Annotated in this window: 14 protein-coding genes and 1 pseudogene; 8 read left to right on the top strand and 7 right to left on the bottom strand. The window is 42.3% G+C overall.

The genetic code is table 11. The features are described 5' to 3' along the window. Positions 1-13: 13 nt before the first annotated feature. Positions 14-181 (top strand): hypothetical protein, encoded by a 168-nt coding sequence (locus HCR01_RS07605; protein ID WP_193195649.1) that lies wholly within the window; start codon positions 14-16, stop codon positions 179-181. Between the two features lie 13 nt (positions 182-194). Here HCR01_RS07605 and HCR01_RS07600 read toward each other — a convergent pair whose 3' ends face one another. Both HCR01_RS07600 and HCR01_RS07595 read right to left on the bottom strand, forming a co-directional pair. Then, entirely contained in the window at positions 195-1,121 is a 927-nt protein-coding gene (locus HCR01_RS07600; RefSeq protein WP_193195648.1) for an AraC family transcriptional regulator, read from the bottom strand. 9 nt (positions 1,122-1,130) lie between these two features. Beyond that, on the bottom strand, positions 1,131-1,304 hold the full coding sequence (locus HCR01_RS07595; RefSeq protein ID WP_193195647.1) for a hypothetical protein: 174 nt from the start codon (positions 1,302-1,304) through the stop codon (positions 1,131-1,133). Between the two features lie 56 nt (positions 1,305-1,360). Here HCR01_RS07595 and HCR01_RS07590 point away from each other — a divergent pair, with 56 nt between their 5' ends. Continuing rightward, positions 1,361-2,437 carry an alpha/beta hydrolase gene (locus HCR01_RS07590; RefSeq protein ID WP_193195646.1) on the top strand — a complete coding sequence of 359 codons (1,077 nt, stop codon included), beginning with the start codon at positions 1,361-1,363 and terminating at the stop codon, positions 2,435-2,437. A gap of 458 nt (positions 2,438-2,895) precedes the next feature. On the opposite strand, the gene HCR01_RS07585 is transcribed toward HCR01_RS07590, so the two are convergent. Continuing rightward, positions 2,896-3,978 (bottom strand): hypothetical protein, encoded by a 1,083-nt coding sequence (locus tag HCR01_RS07585; RefSeq protein WP_193195645.1) that lies wholly within the window; start codon positions 3,976-3,978, stop codon positions 2,896-2,898. Between the two features lie 177 nt (positions 3,979-4,155). Between HCR01_RS07585 and HCR01_RS07580 the strand changes: the two genes are divergently transcribed. After that, positions 4,156-4,896: a cytochrome c biogenesis protein CcdA gene (locus HCR01_RS07580; RefSeq protein ID WP_193195644.1), complete on the top strand. Its 741-nt coding sequence runs from the start codon at positions 4,156-4,158 to the stop codon at positions 4,894-4,896. Positions 4,897-4,949: 53 nt separating this feature from the next. After that, positions 4,950-6,362 (top strand): cytochrome c biogenesis protein, encoded by a 1,413-nt coding sequence (locus HCR01_RS07575; RefSeq protein WP_193195643.1) that lies wholly within the window; start codon positions 4,950-4,952, stop codon positions 6,360-6,362. Between the two features lie 153 nt (positions 6,363-6,515). On the opposite strand, the gene HCR01_RS07570 is transcribed toward HCR01_RS07575, so the two are convergent. After that, positions 6,516-10,733: a chemotaxis protein CheB gene (locus tag HCR01_RS07570; RefSeq protein ID WP_193195642.1), complete on the bottom strand. Its 4,218-nt coding sequence runs from the start codon at positions 10,731-10,733 to the stop codon at positions 6,516-6,518. Between the two features lie 776 nt (positions 10,734-11,509). Further along, positions 11,510-11,887 (bottom strand): hypothetical protein, encoded by a 378-nt coding sequence (locus HCR01_RS07565; protein WP_193195641.1) that lies wholly within the window; start codon positions 11,885-11,887, stop codon positions 11,510-11,512. A 282-nt stretch (positions 11,888-12,169) separates the two neighbouring features. Between HCR01_RS07565 and HCR01_RS07560 the strand changes: the two genes are divergently transcribed. Next, complete coding sequence (locus HCR01_RS07560) at positions 12,170-12,412, top strand: hypothetical protein (RefSeq protein ID WP_193195640.1); 243 nt, start codon at positions 12,170-12,172, stop codon at positions 12,410-12,412. 538 nt (positions 12,413-12,950) lie between these two features. Here the strand turns inward: HCR01_RS07560 and HCR01_RS07555 are convergent. After that, a complete protein-coding gene (locus HCR01_RS07555) occupies positions 12,951-13,427 on the bottom strand; it encodes a DUF2243 domain-containing protein (protein ID WP_193195895.1) in 477 nt (158 codons plus the stop codon). Between the two features lie 161 nt (positions 13,428-13,588). On the opposite strand from HCR01_RS07555, the gene HCR01_RS07550 reads away from it, so the two are divergent. The 3 genes and pseudogenes from HCR01_RS07550 to HCR01_RS07540 all read left to right on the top strand — a co-directional run bounded on the left by HCR01_RS07550 (position 13,589) and on the right by HCR01_RS07540 (position 17,906). After that, entirely contained in the window at positions 13,589-14,059 is a 471-nt protein-coding gene (locus HCR01_RS07550) for an NADAR family protein (protein WP_193195639.1), read from the top strand. A 360-nt stretch (positions 14,060-14,419) separates the two neighbouring features. Beyond that, positions 14,420-16,489: pseudogene (locus HCR01_RS07545) on the top strand (GAF domain-containing protein). A 646-nt stretch (positions 16,490-17,135) separates the two neighbouring features. Next, the gene (locus HCR01_RS07540; protein ID WP_193195638.1) at positions 17,136-17,906 is read left to right on the top strand and encodes a hypothetical protein; all 771 of its coding nucleotides are present in this window, start codon (positions 17,136-17,138) and stop codon (positions 17,904-17,906) included. A 223-nt stretch (positions 17,907-18,129) separates the two neighbouring features. Here the strand turns inward: HCR01_RS07540 and HCR01_RS07535 are convergent, their stop codons facing one another. Further along, complete coding sequence (locus tag HCR01_RS07535) at positions 18,130-22,140, bottom strand: PAS domain S-box protein (RefSeq protein WP_193195637.1); 4,011 nt, start codon at positions 22,138-22,140, stop codon at positions 18,130-18,132. Positions 22,141-22,411: the final 271 nt, after the last annotated feature.

Below are 22,411 nucleotides of genomic sequence, written 5' to 3'. Positions count from 1 at the left end.
GGGGTACTCAGTTGTGGCAAAGTCCAATGCAATAGCCCTTTGGCAAAACCATACCAATGATCAATGGCAAATCGACGGCAGTAAAGCTGCCAGAATTCGGTTTTACCACGCCGTTTTTGCTTACGCTCAACGCGGCGGAACAAAAAGCGAGCAACTTTGTATTAGTCCTTTGCACCAATAAACCAGTTCAATTCTTATTGCCCTAAATTGCTGCGTAGCTTGGCGATGTCACGATGCGGGGGAATACCAAATAGTTTTTTATATTCCCGGCTGAAATAAGACGGATCATCGTAACCGACACGAAAGCTGGCGATCGCCACATCCATGTTTTCGGCGAGCATCAGACGACGCGCTTCCTGAAGCCGTATTTGTTTCTGGAACTGCAAAGGACTCATCGCCGTGACGGACTTAAAATGTTGGTGAAAGCCTGACACGCTCATACCGATCTCGCGGGCTGTATCTTCGATTTTCAGCGGCTGATCAATGTTCTCGCGGATTTGCTTGACCACCCTGGAGATGCGCTGCGCGTCGCCTTCGGTAGTGATAAGCTGACTGAGCCGTGCGCTCTGTTTTCCCTTTAAAAGCCGATAGATGATCTCGCGGATGATGAGCGGCGCGAGAAACTTCATTTCGTCCGGCGTGTCAAATAGTTTCACCAATTTGACGATCGCTTCCAGCAAATCGGCATCAACCGGGCTGACATCCATCGCCTTGATTCCGGTGCCGCTTTTTTTAGTTTCGATGCCAGATTCAATCATCACCGCAGCAACAAGTGCCGGATCGAGGTCTATCTGAAGATTCAAATAAGGTTTTTCCTCGGACGCTTCGACGACATTACTCATAATCGGCAAATCAAGCGTCGAGATTAAGTAATGACCGGAATCATAGTGAAATAATTCATCGTTCAAAAGCACATCCTTGCTGCCCTGCGCGATGACGCAGAAGGCGGGCTTTAATACGGATACCTGACTCTCGGTCGGTTTCGACGATTGATATATGAAAATGCCCGGAAACACTTCCAAAAGGCTATTTTTGGGAGCGAGACGAATCATTCTTTCGATCAGCTCTTCCCGGTTGATCTGCATCTTTCGCTTTTCAAATTCTGCTTCTCTTTGGTTCATAAATTTATATTAAACATTTTGTTTCTGTTCAGCACGTTGCACGGCGATTTTTTGGAGAATTGTCCGGTTTTTCTCAATGAACGTCCTAACGCTATCCGTTTTCACGCCTGCATAATTGGACTTATACAGCAAACGGTAGAAACGCTGCTGATAAAACCAGATTGATATTTGGAGAAATGTCAAATTAATAGAGCAACAATTTCATGTGTAAATCTCACAATGAAAAGGGAAGAAATTATATGAAATATCTATTAATTTTACCGATGATGGCTCTGATGATAAGCGCGCAAGCTTACACACAAACAGAACAAAAAGGACAATCAGGAAAAACAAAAGAAATGGAACAAATAACACCAAAGGGATATACAACTTTTAAGGTAAGCGACAACGTTACGATGTATAAGGTTACTTTTAAAAACCAATACAAAATGAATGTTGCGGGACATCTATTTATTCCCAAGAATTTAGATCAGAGTAAAAAACATTCGGCGATCATTGTTGGGCATCCTATGGGAGCTGTAAAAGAACAAAGTGCCAACGTGTATGCTGCAAATATGGCTGAACGAGGGTTTGTGACTTTATCTCTTGACTTGTCTTTCTGGGGAGAGAGTGAGGGCGAACCACGCAACGCTGTTGCGCCTGATATTTATTCTGAAGATTTTAGTGCAGCAGTTGACTTTCTTGGGACACGTCCATTTATTGACAAAAACCGAATCGGAATAATTGGAATTTGTGGTAGCGGAAGCTTTGTTATTAGTGCCGCTAAGATTGATCCGCGAATGAAAGCGATCGCAACTGTCAGCATGTACGATATGGGAGCAGCCAGCCGAAATGCACTTAACCATTCGCTGACCCTTGAGCAGAGAAAGAAAATCCAGGAGGAGGCTGCCAAGCAACGTTATGTAGAGTTTACCGATGGTGAAACCAAATACACGAGTGGGACTGTACATAAGTTAGATGAAAACACACACCCTATCCAGCGTGAGTTTTATGATTTCTACCGTACACCGAGAGGTGAATACACGCCTAAAGGAGGATCACCGGAACTCACAACACACCCGACGCTAAGCAGTAACGTTAAGTTTATGAATTTTTATCCGTTTAATGACATGGAAACGATTTCCCCTCGTCCTATGCTTTTCATCACGGGTGATCAGGCTCACTCAAGAGAGTTTAGTGAGGATGCCTACAAACGTGCAGCCGAACCCAAAGAATTGTATATCATTCCGAAAGCAGGACACGTTGATTTATATGACAGAGTTGAGTTAATTCCCTTTGATAAACTCACGTCATTTTTTACCGAACATTTAAAGTAACGTGAGTTTGGGATAAGAACCGAAGAATTATGGCTGGAGTTTAGACTAAAGCAAGCAAAAATAGCTCAACATTTGAACCAATTGATTCTATGTTGAACAATGAAATGAAACCAGAGTAATAAAAGGAATGAAAAGTCGTTAAGCAGTATTTTTAGATACTTGCTTAGGCTCTGGAGTTTAGTCTAAACTCCAGTAATTAATTTTTTTAAAGCCTGTTCAGTAAAGGAATTCGACTAACAAATCAATGTACTTTTTTGGGAAGAGGATTAAGATATATCCGACACAATTGTCTTAAAATTAAACTTTTTTGACATTTTTTATTGTCTTTTCATAACTCATTCTGTTGAACTCTCGGTCTATGTAAGATTTTTTTTCGTCACTCCTAACGCCTACAGTAGATATTGCCCTATCTCAATCACTGTAAAGTTTTTGGGTTTTGCACAGCGAACTAGTCGAAACTACTTGAACTGATTCTTAAAAAAGTATTCTCCTAACTTTAGTAGTATGGGAATGAGCGGTGTGATTACAGACAGCAAGTACTGACGAAAGGTTGTGACATCAAAAGGCCACACCGGAAATTCATTGGTCAATGTATAGAGAGAGCGTAATTCTTGAAGCTTGCCAGTTTGTTTCTTCAAACTTTCAACATCGTTACCCAAACTTTTGTGAATACGCACATAATCTGCTTGAAATTGCTTGGCAATTTCACTTATTAATCCTTCTTTGGCTTTTTTCATGCCTTTCCGAGCGGCAAGAAGAGGCCCAAAAAAGCATACTAACGATACAGGAAGATATAGCAGAATTAATAAATTAAAATACCAGTATTTCTGTGCTATCCCTTGAGTAATAAATTGATAATTACTAAGCGTAATCATCGTGCCAAATATAGCAGCTAGATAAGCAGTATTCAGAGAGTATTGGCTCAAAACACTTAATCCACCACAGCGATCGGGATGCAGTGGATTAATATTAAGTTGCTTATTGCCAAGGAGTTGATGCATCACCCAAACATTAGTTATGAGGGTCAACACTAACATAGTTGCTGCATAAAATATTACAACAGCATTAATCGCACCAGTCAAAGCTGGAAGTCCTCCATCCGATCCCGTCCAATTCTTAACATTGTGCTGTAAGGAGAAATACCAAATACCGAAAGCTACTCCTGCTGCCAACGCCAAGAATTTACGCCACGGCTTTTTATATGGAGACAATGCCGAGTTAATTTCTATGTCAGAAACATTAACAATATCTGACTCTTTGAGGTACTGAATTAGCTTATATATCGCCTTAACTGACCACAGATAGTAGCCAAAGACAACTGGATTGAGCAAACAGATCCACACCCAGGCAAACCAATCTTGTAGTAACCCTATGTTTCTACCGCCGTGCGATATTAACGTCTGACTTAGTGAAGCTACTGCTAAGTAAAAACTAGATGTAATTATGATCGAAAGCAGTCCTAAACTGACAGGTGTCAAATGGCATTTATCAACTAGCCAGCGGGCCAATGGATCAGCATGGTAAAAGTCTTGCTCTTGCATATATTAATCAAAGTTGCTAGTCAAAGGAAGACGGTAAAAAAGATAACACCAGTGTCATCGATCTGAATTAAGCACGCAAGATGTCTGTCTTGTTCCCTTTGCCTCATCGCTCAAACCCAAAGGTGCAAAATAAGCTAGAATGCAAGCAGATTAAGCATTTCCCGCTCAGAAACACCCATGCTGGAGACTCTGCAAACCCGACTTTACCAACTAGAACAATTTGCCAATGCCCTCGTTTCTAACCAACTGACGCATCTAAGTTTGTTTAGTATTGGCATCATCTTTGCAGCAGGTTTGCTTACTAGCCTTACACCTTGTATGCTTTCCATGCTGCCAATTACCATTGGCTACATCGGCGGTTACGAAGCAAAAAGCCGTCTGCAAGCAGCAGTCCAATCAACGTGGTTTGCGTTGGGATTAGCAACTACCCTGGCAGGGCTTGGTATATTAGCAGCATTTGTCGGAAAAGTTTACGGTCAAGTAGGAATTGGTTTGCCGATTATTGTTAGTATCATTGCCATTCTCATGGGGCTGAACTTGCTGGAAGCATTACCTCTGCAATTCCCTTCTTTGGGCGAAACGAATTGGATTTCACAAGATTTACCGCCGGGAGTCCGTTCTTATGCGCTTGGGTTGACTTTCGGTTTAGTTGCATCCCCTTGTAGCACCCCTGTTTTAGCCAGCTTACTGGGTTGGGTTGCGAATACACAAGATTTAATTTTAGGTGCGGCTTTGCTACTTTCCTACACAGCGGGTTATGTAGCACCATTGATTTTGGCAGGTACTTTTACTGCTTCAATTAAAAAGCTGTTGGAATTGCGTCGCTGGTCTGGTTGGATTAATCCAGTTAGCGGGGCGCTGTTAGTAGGATTTGGTGTGTTTTCTTTAATTTCTCGGATTCCCCTTGGCAGTTTTTAGTTTCATTTCCTCATAGGGCCCTAGTAGCGATTCATATACACAAATTAATAAAAATGACTATTGAAAATTCAGCGTCCAAAGAATTAAAGTGGTGGTCAATACCTGGGCGTTACTTACGGCAGGAGTTTTTGCCCATACTGACAAATTTACGATTAGCGATCGCCTTACTACTCTTAATCGCTCTCTTCAGTATCAGCGGTACTGTAATTGAACAAGGACAATCACCCGCATTCTACCAGTCTAACTACCCAGAACATCCAGCCTTGTTTGGTTTCTTGACTTGGAAGGTGATTCAGGTAGTTGGGTTAGACCATGTATACCGTACTTGGTGGTTTCTGGCATTACTTATTTTGTTTGGCACTAGCCTAACTGCTTGCACTTTTACCCGCCAATTACCAGCCTTAAAAGCCGCGCGTCGCTGGAAATATTATGAAGAACCACGGCAATTTCAAAAACTAGCTTTGAGTGCAGAACTAGATACTGGTTCTCTGAATTCTCTAAGTCCAATATTGCAGAACCGTCGCTATAAAATTTTTCAAGAAAAAGACAATATTCTTTATGCTCGCAAGGGAATAGTCGGACGCATCGGCCCAATCATCGTTCATGTGGGCATTGTGGCTATTCTGCTGGGGGGAATTTGGGGAGCAATGACTGGGTTTCTTGCCCAGGAAATGGTTGCCAGTGGTGATACATTTCAAGTGAAAAATATTATCGATGCTGGCCCTTTAGCAGCAGCCCAAGTGCCGAAAGATTGGTCTGTGCGAGTTAATCGTTTTTGGATTGACTATACTCCATCTGGTGGCATTGACCAATTTTATTCAGATATGTCTGTCTTGAATAATCAAGGACAGGAAGTTGATCATAAAAAAATTTTTGTTAACCAACCTCTGCATTATCATGGCGTAACTTTCTATCAAACAGATTGGGGAATCTCAGCTGTTCGCGTCCGCATCAATAACAGCCCGATTTTTCAGCTACCGACTGCACAATTGAATACTAACGGTAGAGGGCGGATCTGGGGAACTTGGATTCCGACTAAACCAGATTTGAGTGCAGGTGTCTCCTTATTAGTCAAAGACTTGCAAGGTATGGTATTGATTTACGATGCTTCTGGTAAATTGGTTGACACTGTACGCACTGGAATGTCCACCCAAGTTAATGGCGTGACGCTGAAAATTCTGGATGTAATTGGTAGCACTGGCTTACAAATTAAAGCTGATCCAGGCATACCCATTGTTTATACTGGGTTTGGCTTGCTAATGCTGGGTGTAGTCATGAGTTACTTTTCTCACTCGCAAATTTGGGCATTGCAAACAGGCGATCGCTTATACGTCGGTGGCAAAACCAACCGCGCCCAGGTTGCCTTTGAACGCGAGGTTTTAGACATTTTAGATCAGCTAAGTTCACAGCCAAAAAATGACGAGGGAGCTAATACTAAAGAATCCCTAGCATCTCCACAAGTTTAGTCCGATGCTCATATAGCGATAATTGTAGGTTGGGTTGAACGAAGTGAAACCCAAACAAGCCTTGATGATGTTGGGTTTCGTTCCTCAACCCAACCTACTCAGCACTACAAAATGACAACCATGATTTTTCGATTCGTGCAAGAAGTCTACTCATTAATCATTTCCGATTCGCCCAGCTAAAGAAGCGACTACCAATAGTAGTTGTTCTGGTTCGACGGGTTTAGCAAGATGCACTTGGAAACCGGCTACAATAGCCTCTTGATACTCTTGATCTCTGACATACGCCGTCAGCGCTGCGGCTGGAATTTGTCCCCCAGCCTCGGCACTCAAAGCCCTTACCTGACGAATCAGCATATAACCGTTCTCCTCTGGCATACCGATGTCAGACAGGAGTACATCATATCCGCCAGGGCTTGCCAATAGTGCTGATATAGCCTCTTTTGCTGATGCGACCGCCGTCACCTCGACTCCGTAGACCTCAAGCACTGTTGTAAATAACTCGCGTATATCTGCTTCGTCATCTACCACCAGTACTCGCACAGCCTCTAATGAAGGAATATTATTCAATAATACTTCCGGCACTTCTGTTGAGACGACTGGCTCCATAACACTGAGCACAGAACTTTCTTGTGGATTAGTTTGCAGTGGCAGCCTTATGGTAAATGTCGCCCCTTGTTCTTCACCCTGGCTCTGGGCAAGAACTGTGCCGCCGTGGAGTTCTACCAAATGACGCACAATAGAAAGCCCCAGTCCTAGTCCGGTATTTACTCGCGTTTTGCTGCTATCAGCCTGACTGAAGCGATCAAAAACATAAGGGAGAAAATCAGCGCTGATGCCCTTACCTGTATCGATCACTTGAATCTCAGCTTGTTCGTTATATTCTAGTGTGACTTCAATTCTCCCCCCCTCTGGGGTAAATTTAATTGCATTAGAAAGTAAATTCCAAACGACCTGCTGGATACGGGTCGGATCAGCTGATATCTCTCTAGTGGAATGATCTAGCCTGGATTCAAATTGAATATTCTTAGCTTCTGCTGATACACGGACGACCTCGATCGCCTCCTCAATCAAATGGGCTAGCTGAATCAATCGAAGCTCCAGAGACAGCCTGCCTGAAGTAATACGTGAGACATCTAAGAGATCCGCAATGAGTTTGGCTTGCACCCTGGCACTGTGCTCGATGGCTTCAAGCCCCTGTTTAATCGTATCTTCATTTAGCTGACGCTTACGTAGCAACTGTGCCCACCCCATCATAGCATTGAGTGGATTCCGCAGTTCGTGCGAGACAACGGATAAGAACTCATCTTTGGCGCGGTTGGCTGTCTCAGCCGCAGTGCGGGCTGATTGCTCTTGAGTCAAAAGCTGAGAGCGTTCTGCCTCCAACTGCTTACGCTGCGTGATGTCCTCAATCACTAGGAGAATCATCGGCTTCTCGTCTATTTCAGGCATTATCCGGGCATTTAGCCGCATGATTTTGTGCCCGATTTGCTCGAATTCAGACTCAACTTCAACATCTTGAAACTGGCTTTTGTGGGAGAGAACGTCTTCTAGCAGCGATCGCAACTGGGGAATATTCCACTGTCCATTTCCCAGTTCAAAGATGAGGCGCTGTTCTGTTTCTGTTGGTACAACATGGAATGTCTCGTAGAAAGACTCATTGGCGCTAATCACCTGTAAATCTTCATTTAGCACCACCAACGATTCCTGTACAGTTTCGACAATTGCTTGAGCGTAATTTCGAGATGCTGTTAGCTGCTGCGTGCTACGTTTCAGGGCGTTAATGTCAACCAACACCAATACAGCACCGTCAATCTTGTTGTCTATCGTCCGATAAGGACGGATTCGCATGTCAAACCAATGACTCTGGTGGTTTTGCACCTCCTGAGCTTTAAAGTTGAGGGTGCTAATCACCTCTAAGATTTGTGGCTCTAAGTCGGGGACATTCAGGTTATGGTTAATATCACTCAGCGGTCGCCCGACATCTGTTGGAATCAGGTTGAAGATTACCCCTGCTGCTGGAGTAAAGCGCCGAATCCGCAGATCGCCTCCTAGCATCAGGATGGGAATGTTAATACTACTGAGCAGATTTTGGAGATCATTGCCGACTTGAGTTGTTTCAGCATTTCGCCGCTGTAATTCGTCGTTGACCGTGTTCAGTTCTTCATTGGTTGCCTGAATCTCTTCTTTGGCGGTTTCTAATTCCTCATTGGTACTTTGCAACTCTTCGTTGCTTGAGAGAATTTCCTCGTTGGCAGCTCTAAGATCTTGATTGGTAGCTTGCTGCTCCTCAATAATCGATTGGAGATATTCTTTAGTGGTTGCCAGTTCTTGTTTGATCTGGTTAATCTCTTGCTCGTCTGGAGTTTGTTTGCGCCGTCTAGACTTGACAGGACGTTCATTTGCTGGCTGTGTTGAAATCACCGACTCTTGTATGTCATCAAACAGAACTAAAAAGTGGCGTTCTGCTGTTGGGGCCAGTTTGAATGGAATCACATCAATCCTCACCTGCCTGATTTGATCTTCTTCTCTCAGCTGTAAGCCTGACTTGCTCATCGGCGTTTCGCGCTTTTTCGCCTGGTAAATTGCGGTACGTAGCTCTAGCCGCAAATCTTGTTTTACCATCTTTAGCAAGTTAAAACTTGCTTTTCCGGGTGCGGGCTGCAAGTAAACGCTGGTCTGTCCTCGGAATTGTAGAATCTCTAAATCTTCGTTGATCACAACACCGACTGGAGCGTATTGCTTCAAAACGATTTGGTCAGCCTGTTTCTGTATTTCTTGGTCGTTTGAGTCATCGCCGCTCACCGTAGGCTGGGAGTTTGCGATTTCTATGGGATAGTTGCTGGCAACTATATCAAGACCCAACCGAGATGATGCCAACTTTCGGGAATAAATCTTGTACTTTCTATCCACCAGAGCAAACAAGTCTGTAAACTCACCTACTGTCTCAGATGTGCCTAACATCAGAAAGCCCGATGAATTAAGACCATAGTGGAAGAATGGTAGGAGCTTCTTTTGCACAAAAGATCCCAAGTAAATTAGCACATTTCGACAAGTAATTAGATCCAGCTTGGAAAATGCCGGGTCACTAATCAGGTTTTGCCTAGCGAAGATACACAGTTCACGCACCGATTTACTGATCTGATAACCGTTTTCTACCTGAACAAAAAAGCGCTTAAGACGTTCTGGAGAGACATCTGCTATTTGGTTTTGTTTGTAGACGCCATTCCTAGCTTTGTCGATCGCCACCTCATTGATGTCCGTAGCAAAAATCTGAATCGGCGGATTGATTCCCTGCTCCCCTAGATACTCCAGCAAGCATATAGCAATAGAGTAGGCTTCTTCACCCGTTGAACATCCCGCTACCCAAATGCGGATCGGTGACTCTGGAGTTCGATCCTTGGTAATAATCGGAAATACTTTGCTCTTTAAAGCTTCAAAGGATTCGGAATCGCGGAAAAAACATGTAACTGTAATCAGCAAATCCTGATACAATGCGCTCACTTCCGCCGGGTTCTCTTGAAGATAGCGGACGTAATCTTCTAGCCTTTCGAGCTTGTACAAAACCATTCGCCGCGAGATCCGCCGTTTCAGAGTAGTCTGCTTGTAGTGGGTAAAGTTAACCCCTGTAGCAACCCGCAGTAGACTGAAGATTGTGGCCAGAGCATTTTCGCCTTCTGGCAGTTCCTCATTTTGTTTTACTTGGGTTGGGCTTTTGACGTAGGGATGACGGCTGATCTTTGCCAATTCCTCGGCGATCGCTTGTGGAGGTAGGATAAAGTCTACATAACCCGAAGCTACAGCGGTGTTCGGCATACTACTGACTCTTGCTGTGTCTTCACACTGGGCAAAGGTGATACCGCCAGCAGCCTTGATTGTTTCCAGTCCCCGTGTGCCATCAGAATCGCCCCCCGATAATACCACTGCGATCGCTTTGCTTGCCCGCTCCTCTGCTAACGAAAGAAAGAAAGCATCGACTGTCATATTGATCCCACGGGTTTTCTCGCGCGGCATCAGTTTCAGCACCCCTTGAGAAATGGTCATCATTTTATTTGGCGGAATCACGTAGACATGATTTGGTTCCACGGACATGCCATCCTGCACTTCAGTTACAGGCATCTTGGTTGTCCGAGAAAGAATCTCCGTCAACAAACTTTTTTGATTGGGGCTTAAATGCTGAATCAACACAAATGCCATGCCAGTATCAACAGGCAAATGGCTCAATAACTCTCTGTACGCCTCCAATCCACCTGCTGAAGCTCCCATCCCAACAATCGGAAATAATTTTTTCTGATTATCCTGCTCCTCCTCATTGGATGCTTGAGATACACTGGAATTAGATTCAGATTTCTCGGAAGACCGCTTAGATGTCATGGGACGCAACAGCTAATACAACAGCTAATAATAGTTAGGAGTGTTCTGTTTTTGGTATTTAAAATTAAGAAAGATAAAGAGTATATCTAAAACTTCACAAGCGTGCTGTTTCGTAATCTTAATTTTGAGAATCCTTAATCTAGAATCACTTAAGCACGATGGCCTTAGTATCTAACTATAGTATTGTTTAAAGATTAAAAGATTTCTAAAATAATTTAACGTGCTGAGTTCGCGATCGCCCTACAGCCCTTCTCCTAAAGAGCTACCGTGTACACACAAGTCGAATTACCCTCCTTAATCTCCCCTTTCCAAGGGAGGAAACCGGAAAATCTAGTTCCCTCACCTTTACAAGCTACGGTGTACACACAAGTCTTTTAGAGTTGCCCCACAGGCTTTTGATCCCCCCAACCCCCCTTAAAAAGCTACGGTGTACACACAAGTCTTTTAGAGTTGCCCCACAGGCTTTTGATCCCCCCAACCCCCCTTCAAAAGGGGGGCAAAAACCTCTCAAAGTCCCCCTTTTTAAGGGGGATTTAGGAGGATCTACAACGATTTTGGTTTTGTACAGAGATGTGTGTACACCGTAGCCTTTACAAGGGGAGGGTTAGGGAGGGGTAATTCGAGAACTGGTAGTGATTCGATAACTTGTGTGTACACGGTAGCCTTGAAAAGTTTCCTATTACCTTTTACTCTTTACCCGCGAAAAGTCAGAGCAACAGAAACCGTCGCTCTGAACTTCAAAGACTCAAGACTCAGCACGCTTGTGAAGTAAAGAATTAAAACCAACCGCATTGTGTTGTGCTGTATGGCTTAATTATGTTAGGAACTATTTGTTTCTGCCCTGCAAATTCTCTGCCATAATAACCATCATCAAAACCACGACTAAATTCACCGCCAGCAGTACGCGGTTTATAAGCCTGTCCTTTTTTAACGCTATTTTTCCCTTGGCGGTAGCCATCAGCATAAGCTTGAGGATGATAGGCAGGATCTTCGTCAACAAGCCATTCAGTAATGGGATAGCAATAGTTTAATGGACGTGTGTAATATGGGCGATAGTGATAGTAACGCTTGTGAGCTTGAACAGGCTGATTGTTAAGTAGAAATCCAGTAGTGGTGGCTAAAGCTACTAGACCAACTGTAATAATTTTTTTCATAATTATAGTCTCCAGAGTTCATTAACTCCTGATACTTTTAAGATATCGTGGAGAATATTCAAGCGACATCGCCTAATCGGGTAAGTAACTAGGCTAATGTGTTTGTGATAACAATCAATTAAGAAAGTAGACAAGACAAAATTTTTTGCTGGCGAAGAGATAGTCTAACCTAGTTAAAGTAACTGACTGTACAGGGTTAATGATGTTGATGTAACCCTTATAAGTAAATATTGCCTCTGCAAAAGAAAAGTTACAGGAGATATCGAAGTTCCCAAACAGATTGTGTTAACTGCATCTGATATCGCCATGTACACAACTATCTGGAAAATCTATTTTCATGAAGATTTATCCAGTCAGGGAATTTTAGATATGCTGGCACAGTTAGGTTTAGTAACCCTTGCCGCCACAGGTACAGCTTATATGGTTGCTAAAACCACTACAACCATCGTGAGTGAAATTACAGACTGGATGGGGCGTAAAGGCTGCGATCGCCTACGGCACGCTACGCGAACGCAGGTTCTCTAAGTGGTTTATTTGGAGTCACTTGGATACTTTATTGCGATCGCCTTTATTCTCAAAGACAACCTCAACCAGCTTGATTCTAATTTAGGGCGGGAAATATGATGATGCAACGCAGTAAAAAGATTTATCCCCCTAAAGCATCGATTCAGTAATCGCAAAAACCCGATTTCTTTTCGGTGAAACGACCAATTATCGTTGACTGTAGAGACGTTGCATTGCAACGTCTCTACTGAATCGGTGTTCTAGTAATTGCTCAATTGAAACCGCAATATTAGGAAAAACCAAGGGGTTAATTTCACCGCAAGTCAGAGTTACATTTGACTGATAGCCTTCATTGCCATAAACTCCTACTTTAAGGAGAGAGGCATAGCAAGAAAAATTACAATTGACCTAATAATTAATTCATAATTAAAGAATAGGTCTCGCCCCCACGCTCATTTTTAATCAGCCTGGTCTTAAAGACCGTGGAGAGTTCACAAGCTCCCACTAAATAGCACAGCGCTAGGGAGTCCCTGAGCGTCTTTAAACTATGAATTATAAATTATTTTGACTCTTTTTTGATCATTATCCAGCCGATCGCAACAACTAACGCACCGAATAAAAGAAATCCTAAATCCCAAGCTAACTGATTCGGCCCTGGTTTCACATGGTGGATACCAAGAATTTGGTGGTCAATTACACCTTCAACCAAGTCAAACAACCCAGCACCAATTAGCAACGAGCCAACAAAGGTCTGTGATGACCAAGCAACATCGTCACGCCCTCCCGCCCGCCATAGCAAGACTATTCCTACTACGGTCATTACCCAGTCAAAGGCATGAAATAACCCATCCCACAACATATTTAAATCGATATTTGCGGTGGTTGTCAGAGGTCGAACGTTGCTCAGCATGTGATGCCACTGGAGTAGTTGATGCAGGAGAATACCATCAACAAACCCTCCCAAACCCACACCAAGAACAATTCCAGCAGTGATTAGCGGTGTGTTTCCGTTAATAGTTTCACTCTTGGCCTCCATCATTAACCTCATAGATAGGCTTCTGTATCACAATAAAACTCTTTTGGGAGCAATATCTTCTATCTTGAGGCAAGTACGAGCATTCAATCTCAAGTAGAGAATTTCCTGTCAGCATCTACGGGCATTATAGAAGTTGATATATATTAAAGAGCAATTTTCAAATGACCATTTACTTTTATAAGGTTTGGCAGCCTTATGGCTGTTTTTCTAACTTTTCTCCCCACGGAATCCACATCCAGGGAACTTACTGGTCAACAGTTGAGCATTATTATCAAGCACAAAAGTTTGTGGGCAGTATAGATGCGGTGATTATACCCCTCATACATGCCGCTGCGACCCCAGAAGAAGCTGCTGCTTTGGGTCGTTGTAGCACCCGCAAATGTCGTCAAGACTGGGATTTGGTCAAAACTCAAGTTATGCGAGAAGCTGTACTTAAAAAATTTCTCGCTCATGCTGAGATTAGAGAAGTTCTCTTGACTACAGAAGATGAAACTTTGGTGGAAAACTCCCCAACTGACTATTTCTGGGGCTGTGGTGCTAGTAAAACTGGTGATAACCATCTCGGTAAAATTCTCATGAGTGTGCGTGAAGAAATCCGCAAGTTAATATTTTTGTCTGTAATTTCCGAATAAGCTAGTTTGAATATTTACATTAAATTATCAACTAGTAGTAAGTGGGGAATGAAGATATTCCCCCAGACAACAAGCTTTAAAAAAATTAAAAATAATTGCTTATTTCACCACAATAAATCTTAATTCACATGAAGTAAGTGATAAAAATAGAAAAAAATATCTTCAATAAAAGGCGATAATAAAGACAATAATTTGAGTGATATTACTGAAATTTTTTCAAAATTGAGAATATAAGATTAATAAGTAAAAAAATAAAGATTTTCTTAACTTTAGACTCGAAAATTAATAGATTCTAAATAAGAAATTCTCATTAAAAACAATTATAAAAAAATTACACTTCAGTTTTTGTATACATAAACAATTACATTTACTGATAAACCAAAAGAGTTGCAGCAAAGCTCAGACCAAGAAAGTTTACTGCACCAGATGACAAAACAGATTAGGCGATCGCTAGAACTTCAAGATATATTAACAACTACCGTTGCTGAAGTTCGGACATTTTTGGGTACAGATCGAGTGAAGGTATATCGGTTTGCTGCCGATGGTAGTGGTGAAGTGATTGCCGAATCTATCCATGAGCAATGTCTACCATCTCTATTAGGTTTGAACTTCCCCGCTCATGATATTCCTCAAGAAGCAAGAGAGATGTTTGTGTCAGCGCGGCAACGTGCAATTGTGGATGTAGCTAACGGGAAGATAGGACTATCACCTCTACAGTCAAAAGAAACTGGCGAAAGCTTACAAACTGAGAATATCTTATATCGGCAGGTAGACCCGTGTCATATTCACTACTTGAAGACAATGGGCGTGCAGTCATCGGTAGTAGTGCCAATTTTACATTGTTATCCCAAAGGACAATCAACAAAGCCTGAATTGTGGGGATTGTTAGTATCCCACCACAGTCAACCACGAACTATTTTAAAGCGAGAACTCAATGTATTGCAGCAAGTTGCTGATCAAGTAGCGATCGCGATCGCTCAAAGTAACTTACTTACCGAGGCCCGTACCAAGCAAGAGCTAGAAGCTACTATCAACCGAGTGACTACACTGTTGCATAGATTGCCCACAATCCAGTTGCAAGAAGCATTAGAAGAAGTCATTACTGCCTTCAGCGGAGTAAGTGGCAGACTTTACATTGAACAGAGTGAAGAACTACACACTTCGGGTATCCAGCCGACACTACCATACGAATTAGAAAACAGTATTATCGAACAACATCCCGTATGGCAAAACTGCATAGCTGAGTTTAAACCAGGTAATGTTTGGGCAATTACCGACATTTATAAAGAACCACGTTTGCGAGTTTTGGCTTTAGCATTCCAACCAACTCGGATTCGGGGAATCATGGTGATTCCCCTACATTACCGCGAAAAGTTTATCGGTGTGTTGAGCATTTTTCGCTCTGAATTTGACACAGAAATTCTCTGGGCAGGACAATGTGACGAGAATCGGCGATAAATGCTACCTCAGCTTTCTTTTGAGGTTTGGCGAGAGCAAAAAAAGGGCCAAGCGTCCGAGTGGAAGCTGGAAGTCACTAGCACAAGCCCTGTACTTTCAATTCTCAATGGCAATTCAGCAGCAGCAAATGTACAAACAGGTACAAGCGCTCAATGCTAACTTAGAACGTCGGGTGCAAGAGCAAACTGCTGAACTCGAACAATCATTGAAATTTTACATCTTTACCAATTACACTATCCTCACCCTGAAGGTGAAATTCGCTCAGTAATCGATGCGATCGATTTTGACTTTTTGGTACAAGACTTACCAAAAATCATCAATTCAATGCAAGTAGGAGCCGATCACATTCGCTCAATAGTGCTGTAGTTACGAAATTTTTCTCGCCTAGATGAAGCTGAATACAAGCTCGTTAACTTACATGAAGGCATAGACAATACTTTACTAATTTTGCAGCATCGACTGAAATCAAATGCTGAGTTTCCTGGCATTGAAGTAATCAAAGACTATGGCGATTTGCCACTAGTAGAATACTATGCAGGACAGATGAATCAGGTATTTATGAACATTATCAGTAATGCCATTGATGCTCTGATACAGGATAAAGAAGAAGCGAGAGAATTGGAGAGTGGGAGAGTGAATAAAACTGGTGAACTCTCTCCTTCCCTAATCCCTACCATTCGGATTTATACCAAAATATCAGCAGACAACTCTCATATATTGGTTCGCATTGCTGACAATGGGCTTGGAATGACTGAAGAAGTGAAAAAGCTAATTTTTGATCCCTTTTTCACTACTAAGCCTGTGGGTAGGGGTACAGGATTGGGATTAGCAATTAGCTATCAGATTATTGTAGAAAAGCATGGTGGATTAATGGAGTGCATCACCGAACCTGGTAAAGGTACAGAGTTCTGGATTGAGATTCCCCTCAAACCTCCAAGCAGAGTCAATAGTCAACAGCAGCTAGGCGATTAATCATGTCTCTACCTTAAGGCTGAGGAAAAACTTAAGTTTCAAAACTTAAAATTTTACTGAGTACTTGCTCAACTTATCCAAAGGATTGTTAATAAAATTTTTAGTAGAGCCAAAAAAGGATTTATCAGTCATCTATAAACTGTAGTCTATTGACTTGGATGACAAACAAGGAGTTTTCTGACAATACAAAGCAACTAAATTTATCTGCTGGATTGATTTCATACTTCATTCTACAAAAGTAAAGTTTAGTTGCAGAAAAAAATCAATCCCATCCACAGATGCTAATTTAATAATTGAAGCAACTAAAGCTTCCCTGGCAGATACAACAGCTGCATGATGCAATGTAGTAAGAGGTAAAAAACGCTGTTTAATTTAAATCTGTCTCGTCAAAACCCAGCAACACCCAACACGAACACTGTTATTTCCTCAAATGTGGAAAATTAGGGGGCGCTGTCACTGGTTTTCATTGCTTGTTTACAACAGTGATGAAAGTTAGTACATCCCTGGCTAGAAGAAACAAGGGGAGGAAATAATTAAGCTAGTAGAGGTTGGGTGTTGTTGTGTTTAAAGATAAATCTCAGATTAGACCTTCTCTGGGTGTAAACTTATACAGAAGTTTAATAGCATTTATTTGAAATAGCGCCTTATGTCAATTATTGCGCTCAGAGCATGGTATCTTCAGGATTATGAGCCGATTCCAGAACTGGAAAAACGTCAGCCAGATATTCGCCTAAGTAAAAAAAGTCTGCTGAAAACAGGTTTGCGAGCAGACTTTTTGGAAGAAAGCGACGAAGTTAAAAAATCAACTTGGTTTAGGCATTATCTGGAAGGAGAAAATATTGAGTTTTATATTGAGGGTAGTGGTGGCTATTGTGTAGCTAACATTGACTTGATAAGTCATGAAATTTATTTCACCAAGCAAGCGCTATTAGCTCAGTTAGAACCAACTATTTTTTTGTGCTATCAAACTGAGTATGCCGCAGCTAGTGATCTTCTGAGGGAAGAACTGCAAAAAGCTTTGGTAACTTTAAACTTGCGATCGCGTCTCCCTTTAGAATTAGTAGAATCCTCCCGACCTAGTGATGCTCCTCTACGGCTTAACCGCACCATCATGCGAAAAATCCGTAAGAGCTTGTTATTTATTGCAGACACCACACCCATTACTAGCATCGATGGCAAAGAAACTCTGCAATTGATTCCTAGTCCTAATGTCTGTATTGAAATTGGTTATGCCATCCAAAGTAAGCGCTCTGAACAAATTTTATTAGCACAAATGCAACGCCCAAATTTAGATGGGCAATTTCCCTTTGACTTGCCCACGCAGCAAATTTTGCAATTCCAAGACAGTAAAGAACTAAATAAAATGCTGACAGGGGCGATCAAAAACCAGCTAGCACGGTTTAAATTGTTTTTTTGAAAAAGCTAAGTTCCAATAACCGCCTAAGAATTCATTCTTAGGCTAATAGCAAAAGTCTTTTAAAAAAGACTGAATAGGGCTTAAGTCCATAAATTTTCTTGTAGTGTGGGCTTCTCGCCCGCACCGGACGGGCGAGACGCCCATCCCACAAGAGGAAAGCTAATGCACTATTTTAGCTGTGCCACGCCAGTTAAGATAGTTGACTCATTGAGAATGGTGCAAGTTAAGATAGTTGCTGCTGTAGTGGAATTGTAATTACAAACTCTGCTCCCTCGCCTGGTGCTGAAATACACTGGAGTTGACCACGGTGGTTTTTGACAACAATTTGATAGCTAATTGATAATCCCATGCCAGTGCCTTTGCCCACAGGTTTTGTAGTGAAGAAAGGGTCAAATAGTCGGTTGCAAACTTCTTCAGTCATTCCTAGACCATTATCAGCAATGCGGATTATTACGTACTCTTCTTGGACAAGGGTGCTAATACGAATTTGTGGAGAATCCATTTGTCCTAACCTACGGGAAGTCACTTGAAGGGTGTCTAGATCCTTTATCCCTTGTTGAGAGTTGTTTTCTAATGACAAAGCGCAAAGTCTGAGCACCGATTTCCGGAGAGAAGTTGGAGCGGAGGCTTCCTCCGATCCAAACTTCGGGCGAACAGAACTTTGTAAGAGATGACTAATGACAAATGACTCTTCCAAAGCATCGATCGCATTTGTCAACAGATTCATAAATACTTGATTCATCTGTCCGGCGTGACACACTACCTGTGGTAAGTTACCATACTCCTGGATCACTTGGATTTCGGGAACTTCTGGTTTAGCTTTCAGGCGACTTTGCAACAGTAGCAGGGTGCTATCAATGCCTTCATGGATATCTACTCGCTTCATGCCGTCTTCATCTAGACGAGAAAAATTGCGTAAAGATATGACAATCTGCCGAATACGTTCGGCTCCCATATTCATAGAATCTAGAATTTTGGGCAAATCTTGGCTGAGAAAATCTAAATCAATCGCGTTGATTTCTTGTTTAATTTCTGGTATTGGTGGGCAGTAGCGTTGATAAAGTTCTACTAAGTGCAGCAAATCTCTGACATGCTCACTGGCGTGGCTGATATTACCGTAAATGAAATTGACTGGATTATTAATTTCATGGGCAATACCTGCCACTAACTGTCCCAAACTAGACATTTTTTCAGTTTGAATTAATTGAGCCTGGGTTTGTTGAAGGGCTAGCAAAGCCGCTTCTAACTGCTGTGCTTTATCTTGAGCAGTCTGGGCAGCGATGCGACTTTGTGTATAAAGTTTGGCTTGGTCAATTGCGATCGCCAGTTGATCTGTCACTGCTTGTAGTAATTCGACTTCACTATCCAGCCAATGTCGCAAGCCATTACAGTAACCACAACTAAATGCTCCAATTTCACCTGATTGAGTGTGTACAGGCAATGACATAAAGGCGGTGAAACCAAAATCATGCAAAAATTGTTGTGCGATGCGATCACCGGAGGTAGGCGTTTCGCCATCGCCTTTCTGATTAACATCATCGATGCGGATGATTTCTCTGTTTAAGGTTTTTGTGGCTATTAGTTCAACTCCTGGATGAGTTGCTTGGACTTTCACTAGACTGTGTAAGCTAGAATTTTTCGCTTCATATACACATTCCCAGTAGGGTAGCTCAGTGTTTTGTCGATACCAAAAGAAAGCGCAGCGATCAATTTGGAATAAGTTGCGGATTTCCTGCACTGCGGTTTCTAAAATGTAATTGAGTTCTAAAGAAGCTCGAATTTGACTAGCAAGACGGTTAAGCAGTGCTTCCCGCTGAGCGATCGCCCTAAATTTAGCTTCCGATTTCCGTAAAGCGGTTTCTGTGCGCTGGCGTTGTAGTTCTGCTGTGGCTCTAGCAGCAAAAATACTGACAATAGCTTTGCAGCGCTCGTCTTGCAATATCGGCTTCGTATCCAACACGCAAAGATGACCTATGGATACACCGAATGTATCCATAAGTGGCACTCCCAAGTAACTTTCAGCATTGAGCGCCAATAAGTCCTTGTCTTGGGGAAATAGTTGCTGCACACCAGAGGAGTAGAAACGCATCCCCTCTTGCAACACAACTTCGCAAGGCGTGTTAGCTAGCTCATACTCGAAAGTATCTAAAAGCTTGTCATCAGCCCAGAATGATAAAACTCTCGCCCTGCTGAGGTCTTCGTCGATTGTTTCTGCAATTACGACATAACGGACTCCCAGAGCATCTGCCAAATGACGCACTAAGGCAGAGAAAAATTCTTTGCCCGTTACCGCAGCTGTTCCGGCTACAAGAGCTTGCAAAGCTTCCTCTGCTTGTTTGCGATTGGTAATGTCTCGATAAACGCCGCGATAACCCAGGTAATTACCGGATGCATCAAAGAAAGGAACTCCATTGGTTTCCAGAACAACCAATTGTCCGTGCTTGTGAAGATTTTTGTTTTCGAGATTGATTAAAGGCTGTTTGGAGTTGGTTAGATCCTGAAAAAGTTTTTTGACTCGGCTCGCTTCTGCTGGTGGCATCAAGTCAAAAAAAGTTTTGCCTAATACTTCTTCTGGCTCGTACCCCAAAATATCACGGATTTTTTGGCTAACGTAAGTGTAAACCCCTTGGCGATCTAACTGCCATACCCCATCGTTGGTAGTTTCCACAAGATGGCGAAAACGCTCCTCACTTTCTATTAGTGCTTCTTCGGCTTGTTTGCGTTTGATGCCAATAGCAATATCTTGAGCAGCAAATTCTAGAGCGATGAAAGTAGATTCCGTTACGGCTTGCCGAGAAAACATAGCTATAACCCCTACAGTTTCACCTTCAACAATTAAGGGATAGCCTGCAAAGGCAACCATACCCTCACGCTGTGTCCACTCTCGATTACTGACTCGCGGATCTGTCAATACAGAGTTGGTTAAGTGAGGTTTGCCTTCTTGAGCAATCAAACCAATTTTGAATTGACCGACTGGCACACATCTATGGGGCCCGTCAATATGGGTGTACATTCCAGAACTGACTTGCAACTCTAGTACATTCTCTTGTTTGTTTAGTATCCAGAGACGAGCAAACGCGGCATCGATATGTTTAACTAAAGCTTCAGTGCAGCGGCGCATCATGCACTGTAAGGTGGAACTCTGAGCAAGGGCAGCGTCTACATCGGCACGAAAATCCGCTAATCGCGCTCGCTCTGCTAACGCCTCTTGCGTTTGTTTGCGATCAGTAGTGTCATGACAAATACCAACGAAGTACAAAGCATTGCCACTAGCATCTTTTATAGTGGATGAGTTGCTTGTATGCCATCGCCAATCGCCATCTTTATGTTTTACCCGATATTCAATTGGGTCTTGCTTTTCGCCTGTTGTCAAAACTCTTTGGAAATAATCTGCACAGATTGGCACATCATCGGGATGCACAAAGGGAATAAAGGATTTACCTTCAACCTCCGCAACCTCATGTCCTAAGATGTCAGTCCAGTTAGGAGAAATATAAGAAAAGACTCCCTCAAGTGTTAGTGCAAAAATAATGTTATTGGCGTTTTCTACAATGCTGCGAAACTTGACATCATTTTCTATCAATGCTAGTTGCATTCTGTCGCTGATGTGGCGGACAAGAACTATGATTTGCTGCTCTTGTAGAGGTAATAACCTAGCTTCAAAATTACTGTTCTCTGTTGATAATGGTAATGTATATTCAAAACTAACTAAGGATTTAGTCTCCAGTACTTGATTTATTGCTTGCCGAAAGCGTATTCCTACAGCAGAAGGTAGACATTCTAGTAGCGATTTACCATGAACAAATCCTGGTAACTTATCCAAACACTGCGTCTTTCCAGCCTTGTAATCTAGGATGGTTCCATCAGTATTGAGGCGTAAATATATATCGGGAATCACTTGCAAAATTGCTGCCAATTCTGATGTTTTTTGACGTAACTTTTCTTCAGTTTCTTGGCGTTTTGCGATTTCCAATTGTAGTTGTTCTAATGCTTTGATTAACTCTGTTGCTGATTCCTCAACTCCAATTTCTAAGTCTTGATTTGTTGCGTCTAATACTACTTCTGGTAATTTGCTGAAACTCAAAGATAAGTCTGTAGACGCCGTGCGTAGCTTGCTTCTCTGTACAGATACAGAAGCGGCTTGTCGTTCGACATTGCTGATGTCTATCATCTGTACCGTTTTTCCAGTTTCGTCGATTTGGTTAATGGAATCTTGCACCCTTTCAGGAAACACTTTTACCTGCCTATTATGCGGGGAATTATGTTTTATACTTGATAAATAGTAACAAGCAAAACAATATTGTTAACTAATAATAAGCGATGTTTTTTATTAAATAAATAGTGAAATCACTTAGTTGAGAATTTGGGACAATTAATCGAATGTATAATCTTTTATTGACCTGTTTACCTGCTGAAGCTTGATGAAGTTAAATCTCAATCAACAATAAAAGTTTGTGACTGTGAGATTCAATCTCCTACTTTAATAAGCTGTTCAGAAGTAGTCT

Source organism: Nostoc sp. MG11 (genome assembly GCF_014904695.1).
Lineage (GTDB): Bacteria > Cyanobacteriota > Cyanobacteriia > Cyanobacteriales > Nostocaceae > Komarekiella.
This window is presented reverse-complemented; position numbering and strand designations above follow the sequence as displayed.

Coding starts and splice junctions, on each gene's coding strand:
- HCR01_RS07600 (WP_193195648.1), bottom strand. CDS start 1,121: ATGAACCAAAGAGAAGCAGAATTTGAAAAGCGAAAGATGCAGATCAAC.
- HCR01_RS07590 (WP_193195646.1), top strand. CDS start 1,361: ATGAAATATCTATTAATTTTACCGATGATGGCTCTGATGATAAGCGCG.
- HCR01_RS07585 (WP_193195645.1), bottom strand. CDS start 3,978: ATGCAAGAGCAAGACTTTTACCATGCTGATCCATTGGCCCGCTGGCTA.
- HCR01_RS07580 (WP_193195644.1), top strand. CDS start 4,156: ATGCTGGAGACTCTGCAAACCCGACTTTACCAACTAGAACAATTTGCC.
- HCR01_RS07575 (WP_193195643.1), top strand. CDS start 4,950: ATGACTATTGAAAATTCAGCGTCCAAAGAATTAAAGTGGTGGTCAATA.
- HCR01_RS07570 (WP_193195642.1), bottom strand. CDS start 10,733: ATGACATCTAAGCGGTCTTCCGAGAAATCTGAATCTAATTCCAGTGTA.
- HCR01_RS07565 (WP_193195641.1), bottom strand. CDS start 11,887: ATGAAAAAAATTATTACAGTTGGTCTAGTAGCTTTAGCCACCACTACT.
- HCR01_RS07555 (WP_193195895.1), bottom strand. CDS start 13,427: ATGGAGGCCAAGAGTGAAACTATTAACGGAAACACACCGCTAATCACT.
- HCR01_RS07550 (WP_193195639.1), top strand. CDS start 13,589: ATGACCATTTACTTTTATAAGGTTTGGCAGCCTTATGGCTGTTTTTCT.
- HCR01_RS07540 (WP_193195638.1), top strand. CDS start 17,136: ATGTCAATTATTGCGCTCAGAGCATGGTATCTTCAGGATTATGAGCCG.